We start from the raw sequence: 8,013 nt of genomic DNA, 5'->3' as shown, positions 1-8,013 counted from the left end.
CTTCGTCATGGATACGACCGCGCTGTTCGCGGCCGGCACCGCGTGGCTCGCGCACGTCGTGCGCCGCCGGCTCGCGTGGCCGCTCGCCGAATGGCCCGCGCTCGCGCTCACGCCGGTGCTGGCGCTGCTCGCACTGCGCGCGTTCGATGCGCACGAAGCGCCGCTGTCGGGCATGGGCGCGTTCGCATGGCCGGTGGCCGTCGGCGCCGGGTTTGCACTGCTGTGGCGCCAGTCGCGCGGCACGACCGGCGCCGCTGCCGTGAACGGTGCGGCGCATTCCGTTGCAGCAGGCATCCTCGCGCCGCTGCATACGCTGGCGTTCTGGACCCTGTGCGGGCTGCTGTCGCTCGAAGGTTTCTGGCGCCTGCGCGCGTTCGTCCCGGAAGGCGCCTGGAGCTGGAGCGCATGGGCGTATGGCTTCGGCGCGCTGCTCCTGCTCGTGTCGGGCCCCGGCTCGCGCCTGCGCTGGCCCGTCGCGGCGTTCCCGCGCGCCTACCAGGTGTGGGGGGCCGCGCCGCTCGCCGCGCTGCTGTGGCTGTGGAGCCTCGCCAGCACGGCAAGCGACGGCGACGCCTCTCCGCTCTTCTGGCTGCCGCTGCTCAATCCGCTCGACGTCGCGCAAGGTCTCGTGTTCGTCGCGTTCGCCGTGTGGCTGCGTCGCCTGAAGACGCTCGGCGTCGCGTGGCATCCACGCGTCGTCGACTATCTGGCGATCGCGACCGTGTTCCTGTGGTTCAACGCGCTGCTGCTGCGCACGCTGCATCAGCGCTTCCACCTGGGCTACGACATCGACACCGTGCTGTCGTCGTTCGGTATCCAGCAAGTGTTCATGGTCGGGTGGAGCCTGTTCGCGTTCGCCGGGATGTGGCTCACGCGCCGCGACGGCATCGCGCGCCTATGCGCATTCGCGTCGCTGCCGCTGATCGTCGTGATGTGGGCGTGGACCTTCTACGCGAACTTCACGCAGGACGGCGGAAGCTGGGCGCGCGTGCCGCTGTTCAACCCGCTCGATCTCGTGCTCGCGGTCGTCTATGCGCTCGCCGCTTCGTGGTTCGTGCGCGCGCGCAAACTCGGCTGGACCTTCGGCACACATCGTGTCGAGCTGCTGGGTGCGGCCGGCGCGACCGGGTTCCTGTGGCTGAACGCGATCCTGCTGCGCACGCTGCATCACTGGGCCGGCGTGCCGTACGAATTCGGCGCGATGGCCGAATCGACGCTCGTGCAGGCATCGGTGTCCGTGTACTGGACAGTCTGTGCGCTCGCAATCACGATCTGGGCCACGCGCCGCGGGCTGCGGCCACTGTGGTTCGTCGGCGCCGCGCTGCTCGCGCTGACGGTCGTCAAGCTGTTCCTGTTCGACCTGTCGCACGTCACCGGCATCGAGCGGATCGTATCGTTCATCGGCATCGGCGTACTGCTGCTGTTGATCGGCTATTTCTCGCCGCTGCCGCCGAAGGCAGCCGCGCAACAGGACGGCCGGCCATGAAACGACTCGCCGCCCTGCTCGGTCTGAGCCTGCTCGCGTCGTTCGCGGCCGCCGACGGCGCGCCGAACGCCGGCCGCGTCACGCAGCGCTTCGCGCTCGACCTCGACGGCAGCGCCGCGTATTACCAGCTCACCGTGCCGCAGCCCGTGTATGCGGCGAGCCGGCGCGACGATCTCGGCGACGTGCGTATCTTCAACGGCGCGGGCGAGCCGGTGCCGTACTCGCTCGACGCACCCGCCGCGGCCGCGCCCGCCGTGCCGCCGTCCCGCACGCCGGTGCACTGGTTCCCGCTGCCGCCCGCGCGCGCCGAGCACGGCAACGCGCCGCTCGGCGTGACGGTCGGCCCGGACGGCGCGCTGCGCGCGGCCGTCGCGACGCCTTCGCGCCCAGGGCACGGCGCGGACCTCGTCGACCTGTCGCATACCGACGGCAGCACCGAAGCACTGCTCGTGCACGTGAACGACGACAGCTACCAGGGGCGCGTAGCCGTCGAAGCCAGCGACGACCTGCGCAGTTGGCGGCCGCTCGGCAGCACGCAGTTGCTGAAGGTCGGCCGCGGCAACGACATGCTGGTGCAGGAACGCATCGCGCTCGACGGCGCGGCGCCGCGCTACCTGCGACTCGACTGGCTCGACGGCGCACCCGCGATCGCGTCGATCGACGTCGAGACGCATCCGCGCGACGCACGCGGCACCGATACGGCGTCCGTGCCGCGCCAGTGGCGCGACGCCGTACGGATACGCGCCGGCGCCGCGCCGGGCGAGTATCTGTTCGACACCGACGGCGCGTATCCGGTCGATCGCGTGCGCATCGACCTGCCGCAGCCGAACACCGTCGCCCGCGCGATGCTGCAAAGCCGCGCCGATGCGCAGGCGCCGTGGCGCGACGTCGCTGGCGCCGTGCTGTTCCGGCTGCAGGGCAAGGGCGGCGAGCAGCGCAATCCGCCGCTCGAGTTCATCGCGAACACGGATCGCGCGTGGCGCATCGTCGTCGACATGCGCAACGGCGGGCTCGGCGGCGGCCAGCCGGCCATCGCGATCGGGTGGCATCCGGCCGCGCTGACCTTCGTCGCGCGCGGCACGCCGCCGTTTACGCTCGGCGTGGGCGACGCGTCGCTCGTGTCGTCGGCCGTGAGCCGCGACGCACTGCTGGTCGGCATGGCGCCCGAAGTGCGGCCCGCCCGCGTCGGCGCGGCGCTGCCGGCATCGGCCGTCGCGCCGGCGGCAGCCGCCGATGCGGATGCCGGGCGCCGCTACGTGCTGTGGGGCGCGCTGGTGGTGGCGGTCGGTGTGCTCGGCGCGATCGCATGGCGCGTCGCGAAAGCCGGCAGCGACACGCGCGGCCGCGACGAGTGACGTCGACGTGCATTTGCGTGCCGCTTGACGCGGCGTTCACGTTCATCGAGCAGGTACGTTCTTTGGGACATCGCCACGCGTGACCGCACCGATTCATCGAGTGGCTCGCCTTCCACCTTTGCGTGAAGGCCGCACGACGCGCCAGCGGCCCGAGCCGGAGTCCGTCAGCCGCTATCGAGCCATGAAGCGGCCGTGCTGACGCGGTCGCCACGGCGACGACCGGCAACTGGCCGCGCCAGCCGCGCGGCGCGCCGCGAAACGTCCGGCGCGGCGCACGCCCGACTCGCGCCGCGCCACCGCGACGATCTGCGGCGCCCACGCCAGCACGACACGCCGCACGGCCGCCACGCGCGCGGCCAGCCGCGATACCGGAGACACGCGGCGCACAGCATGGGCAACGGGCCGCTTGCACAGGATCGCGCTGTCGTAGCGCTTGCCGGCGAAGCGCATCACGTCGACCACCTCGAAGCCCTGCGCGCCGTAGAACGCCAGCAGATGCGCAGCAGGATGCGGCGTATCCAGCGCGAGCAGCGCATAGCCGCGCAACGCGGCCCACTGCTCGGCGAACGACATCAGCAACGCGCCGATTCCGCGGCTCTGGCAAGCCGGGTCCACCGCCACCTGGCGCACGCTCGCGACGCCTTCGCGCCGGTACAGCGAGCAGGCCGACGACGGATCGGTCGCATACAGCGTGGCCGTACCGACGACACGCCCGCCGCACACGGCGACATAGCACTCGCCCGCTTCCGCGCGGCGGCGCGTGACGTCTTCGTCCTGATCGACGCACGTGCAGTTGAGCCCCATCGCACCGAGCCGCGCGAACGCGCGGTGCAGCATCGGCGTCAGTTGTGCATAGCTGTCGATTGCCGGATCGAAACGCCGGACGATCACCCGATCGACGCACCGTGAAGGCAGCGCGGCAGGGGTGGGGTCGGCGATCGCGTTCCAGGGTATCGACATGGCCATGCTCCGTGGTGAAGATGCACGAAGTCTAGGAGCGCGCCGGTTGCCGTCGCAAGAAAAAATGTCGTAAAAATTCCGGGCGAAGACGGCGGGCGGAGGTCGCGAATACGGCATCGTTCCGATGCTGCGTGCACGTCGTGGCGAACGCATCGAAGCACCGATCGTTGTTCGCGCAAGCAACGCGCCATGCAATGAAGTCGCGTGGTGATGTCCACATCCGCGCGCATGCCGTTGACACGTACCGCCCCGCGCTCCAGACTCGCTGCTCCGTCACCGCCCCGCGAGCGCCCATGATCACCTGCTTCCTTCGCTACGTCGTCGATCCGTACAAACTCGTCGAATTCGAAACCTACGGCAAGATGTGGATTCCGCTCGTCAAGCAGTTCGGCGGCACGCATCACGGCTACTTCCTGCCGTCCGAAGGCGCGAGCAACATCGCGCTCGCGATGTTCTCGTTCCCGAGCCTCGCCGAATACGAACGCTACCGCGAACGCTCGAAGGACGATCCGGCCTGCCAGGCCGCGTTCCGCTACGCGGAGGAAACGCGCTGCATCGTCAGCTACGAGCGCAGCTTCTTCCGGCCGGTGTTCGAGTAACGGGCGGCGTCGCCGCGCATCGCGCCCCGTTTTCCAGCGGCGGACGAAAAAAAGCCCCGCCTGCATCCGCGCGGCGGGGCCAACCCATGTCAGTAGAGACATCATGGAGGAGACGAGCCCATCTTATCGACCGTGGCGCACCGTCTCAACCAAGCATTTCTGCTATCGATCTGCGGGGCCGCGCACACGATTGCCCCCGCCACGCGGCATATCGATAGAACGAAAAGTCGTTTTCAGAGTGGCGACGGGGTCGTTACCATCTGGTTTTAAGCCTGTGCTTAGCCGGGCAAGCCAATCCCAGGAGCGCCCCTTGACTGCATTCGATCAACACCGCCGCCCGTTCGTCGTCGGCATCGGCGGGACCACCCGAGCCGCATCGTCCACCGAACGCGCGCTGTCGTTCGCACTGCGCGGCGCGCAGGCCGCCGGCGCACGCACGCGCCTGTTCGACGGCCCGTTCCTGCATACGCTGCCGCACTACGCCCCCGAACACAAAACGCTGACCGACGCGCAGCGCGAGCTGATCGACGCCGTGCGCCAGGCCGACGCGATCATCATCGCGACGCCCGGCTATCACGGCGGCGTGTCCGGTCTCGTGAAGAACGCGCTCGACACGCTCGAGGAGCTGCGCGCGGACGAACGCCCGTATCTCGACGGCCGCGCGGTCGGCCTGATCGTCACCGCGTACGGCTGGCAGGCGGCCGGCACCGTGCTGACGTCGCTGCGCTCGATCGTCCATGCGCTGCGCGGCTGGCCGACGCCGTTCGGCGCCACCGTCAACACGCTGGAAACGCGCTTCGAAAGCGCCGACAGCTGCTCGGACCCGAAGGTCGTCGCGCAACTCGAGACGGTCGGCACGCAAGCCGCCGAATTCGCGCTCGCGTTCGCGTCGCATCGCGCGGCCTCGCACGCGGCATCGGTCGATGCGCTCGCGCCCGTACTGAAGGTCGCCAACCAGTAACCCCCGCATTCCGCCGCGCGCCTCCGATCGACACGATTCGACGGGGCGCGCGGCGCGTCTTCCAGCGCGTGGCGATATGCCGGGCGCATCGTCTCGCCTCTCGAACATACCGTTTCCGCGTACCGCCCCGATAACGATTCAGCCCGACGCGTGATTTGCATTGGCCGAAAGATTGGTTCACGCAGCCGGCAGGTTTTCGTACGCTGAAAGTCCGAACTTTTTCCGCGCACGCCATGAACCGTACGATCCGCTACAAGGGCTATGAAGTCGCTCCCGCTGCCGCCCGGTTGCCGAACGGGCTGTTCGCCGCCAACCTGACGATCGAACGCGCGAGCGGCGGCCCGTCGCCGCGCTCCGTGTCGTTCGACGCAATCGATTTCTTCTTCGAGGAAGAGCACGCCCTCGCCTACGCATCACGCTGGGGCCGCCTCTGGGTCGACACGAACGCGTGACACGCGCCGGGCCGGCGTGCTATCGTTTGTCAATAAAGTTGAGCGGTGTACATGAATAAAATCAATGGCTTGCAAAAAACTTTGCCATGATTGCTCGCTTCATTTTGCCATACAAGGTGAGCAAAAGCCGCTGAATTGACAAGAAATACGAGCACTCGCTAATAGGCTTGATTCTTCCCAAGATGGGGCGGTCTATCGATCGATTTTCGTCAAGATAGGCCGAGCACTATAGCGGAAGTGGCCTCCCACGCCACCTCCGCTCACAACTCTAGTCGGCGGGACTAGCATTGACCGGAACCATCATCAAATCCGTCAAGGCTTCCGCCACTTGTCCGGCTTCCCGGCACTCGTAGTACGCACCCGCTCCACCAGCACAGGGCCGCTCGGGTTGAGTTCGCGTGCACGTTCAATCGCTTCGCGTTGCGTCGTGGCAGTTGCACTTGCCCGTTGCGAATTCGGACGACGAACTGCGTAATCGCCTTCATCGAGGCGACGCTCAACAAAGATCTTGTTGGTCATTGGTCTACTCCGTAGCTGATTGAAGTTGCTTACCGGTCAGGAAGCGCAAGCAAGTTGTCGGTCCAGCGCCCATCGGCGACCGTTTGCACATACTTGGTCCTCCCGTTGTTGTTGACGTGTACCCATGCTCCTTGTCGTTGAGGGTTGCGATCCGGGCACCAGACGGAATTGTTCCCCTGACGCTCGATGTACGAGACCATTTGATCGCGAGTGAAAACCCCGCTTTCACCGACAGCTCGATCGCCGTCCCACACTTGCCACCACAGATGCGTGATGTGTTCGTGGCCTGCACCGCCGCCCATCCGTTTCGCTACGCACTTCAAAGTCCTTGCCATGGTTGGCACCTCTTCAAAAATTGAGGAACGCGCCAACAAAATGTTCGGAGTAGGCGCACAAAAAATATAGGCGCCTCGAATTCACTTGTCAAGCATGAAAAGTGCGCCTACTCTGAACATCGGGTAGTCAAGAATGGGGGGCCCCTACCCATTCGCGTGACGCGTTCCCATCATCGGCCGCCAGCGAGCGTGCGATCTATACAGGAGAGTGAAGTGGCAACCCCCTTGGGCGAAAAGATTCGAGCCGAGCGCAAACGTTTGAAATTGACACTGGATGCGCTTGCCGAGAAGACAGAGTCAAGTAAGAGCTACATTTGGGAGTTAGAAAATCGCCCCGTAGTGCGCCCGTCTGCAGACAAGATCTCTAAGATTGCGGCGGTGTTGGGCGTGACAGTGGAATTCTTGCTGGACGATGAGAAGCAGGAAGCATCGCAATCGGATGTAGACGAGGCTTTTTTCAGGCGTATCGGTCGCCTTGATGCGACTAAACGTGCCCAGTTGGAAAAATTTCTCAAGGCGATAGACGACGATGAGTGAGCCGACGACGCCAGCCGCGTGGGGTATCCAGTTGTCGAAATTGTGGACGCAAAGTGGTCAATCTTTCCCGGTCGACGTACAGGTGCTCGCGCTTGAGGTAACCAAGGCCAAATTTTCGGACCCGGTTGGCGTCATCAAGCCTCACGGTGTTGCCGGCATCGACGGCATGCTCTCAAAGAGAAAAAGCAAGGGCGACTGGTGCATCTCATATGACGCGGCGGTAACCATCCCCGGACGTATCAATTTCACGCTGGGGCACGAACTGGGCCACTACTTTTTGCATCGAGCGATGCGCGATACCTTTACGTGTGGCCAACTCGAAACGATGGGCTACAACGAAGGGGAGTCGAAAAAGCAGGAATCGGAAGCCAACAAATTTGCGTCGTTCCTGCTCATGCCAGCGGACGATTTTCGGCAACAAATTTCCGGACAGCCGATTACGGTTGATCTGCTCGGCCACTGCGCTTCTCGGTACGACACATCGTTCACCGCCACCACATTGAAGTGGCTGGACATCACGGACGAAGCAGCCATGCTCGTGGTTGCGCGGGATGATTTCATATGCTGGAGCTACCCCAGTGCCCGCGCATCGAAGTTGGGCTGCTACATGCCTCCAGGAGCACCCGTACCCTCCGCGTCAGTCGAGCGCTTGGCAGAAGCAAATGCCGCGAGAGACCGGATCGTTACGGTGCCCGCAGGCGTGTGGCACCCATCGTTCGAAGCAGAAGAGTCTCTGATCGTCTCCGACCAGTTCGACCTCGCCATCTTCTTGGTTCGATTTGTGTCGCCTGGACATATCGAACATGCCG

The 8,013-nt window shown here is 65.6% G+C and carries 10 protein-coding genes; 7 read left to right on the top strand and 3 right to left on the bottom strand.

Features of this window, described 5'->3' with window-relative positions:
- Positions 1 to 1,486, top strand: a 1,486-nt coding sequence (locus JMF90_RS14065; RefSeq protein WP_201325174.1) for a DUF2339 domain-containing protein, incomplete at its 5' end; no start/stop codon positions are given.
- Positions 1,483 to 2,841: a DUF3999 domain-containing protein gene (locus JMF90_RS14060; RefSeq protein ID WP_011694837.1), complete on the top strand. Its 1,359-nt coding sequence runs from the start codon at positions 1,483 to 1,485 to the stop codon at positions 2,839 to 2,841. The genes JMF90_RS14065 and JMF90_RS14060, both read left to right, overlap by 4 nt.
- Positions 2,842 to 3,012: 171 nt before the next feature.
- On the opposite strand, the gene JMF90_RS14055 is transcribed toward JMF90_RS14060, so the two are convergent.
- A complete protein-coding gene (locus JMF90_RS14055) occupies positions 3,013 to 3,801 on the bottom strand; it encodes a GNAT family N-acetyltransferase (RefSeq protein WP_011694838.1) in 789 nt (262 codons plus the stop codon).
- Between the two features lie 293 nt (positions 3,802 to 4,094).
- Between JMF90_RS14055 and JMF90_RS14050 the strand changes: the two genes are divergently transcribed.
- From JMF90_RS14050 to JMF90_RS14040, 3 genes are all read left to right on the top strand, one after another.
- Positions 4,095 to 4,400 carry an NIPSNAP family protein gene (locus JMF90_RS14050; protein ID WP_011547011.1) on the top strand — a complete coding sequence of 102 codons (306 nt, stop codon included), beginning with the start codon at positions 4,095 to 4,097 and terminating at the stop codon, positions 4,398 to 4,400.
- A 310-nt stretch (positions 4,401 to 4,710) separates the two neighbouring features.
- Positions 4,711 to 5,361 carry an NADPH-dependent FMN reductase gene (locus tag JMF90_RS14045; protein WP_012339459.1) on the top strand — a complete coding sequence of 217 codons (651 nt, stop codon included), beginning with the start codon at positions 4,711 to 4,713 and terminating at the stop codon, positions 5,359 to 5,361.
- Positions 5,362 to 5,594: 233 nt separating this feature from the next.
- Positions 5,595 to 5,813, top strand: coding sequence for a hypothetical protein (locus tag JMF90_RS14040; protein WP_006480563.1), 219 nt, complete (start codon positions 5,595 to 5,597; stop codon positions 5,811 to 5,813).
- Positions 5,814 to 6,125: 312 nt separating this feature from the next.
- On the opposite strand, the gene JMF90_RS14035 is transcribed toward JMF90_RS14040, so the two are convergent.
- Entirely contained in the window at positions 6,126 to 6,332 is a 207-nt protein-coding gene (locus JMF90_RS14035; protein WP_077179465.1) for a DUF2188 domain-containing protein, read from the bottom strand.
- Positions 6,333 to 6,361: 29 nt separating this feature from the next.
- On the bottom strand, positions 6,362 to 6,634 hold the full coding sequence (locus JMF90_RS14030) for a DUF3892 domain-containing protein (RefSeq protein WP_226161399.1): 273 nt from the start codon (positions 6,632 to 6,634) through the stop codon (positions 6,362 to 6,364).
- A 246-nt stretch (positions 6,635 to 6,880) separates the two neighbouring features.
- Between JMF90_RS14030 and JMF90_RS14025 the strand changes: the two genes are divergently transcribed.
- On the top strand, positions 6,881 to 7,204 hold the full coding sequence (locus tag JMF90_RS14025) for a helix-turn-helix domain-containing protein (protein ID WP_011547009.1): 324 nt from the start codon (positions 6,881 to 6,883) through the stop codon (positions 7,202 to 7,204).
- The coding region (locus tag JMF90_RS14020) for an ImmA/IrrE family metallo-endopeptidase (RefSeq protein WP_201325173.1) at positions 7,197 to 8,013 on the top strand (817 nt) is incomplete at its 3' end. The genes JMF90_RS14025 and JMF90_RS14020, both read left to right, overlap by 8 nt.

The organism is Burkholderia sp. E168m23 (assembly GCF_016586125.1).
Lineage (GTDB): Bacteria > Pseudomonadota > Gammaproteobacteria > Burkholderiales > Burkholderiaceae > Burkholderia > Burkholderia orbicola.
The sequence above is the reverse complement of the archived record's forward strand: the minus strand, read 5'-3'. Positions and strand labels throughout refer to the sequence as shown.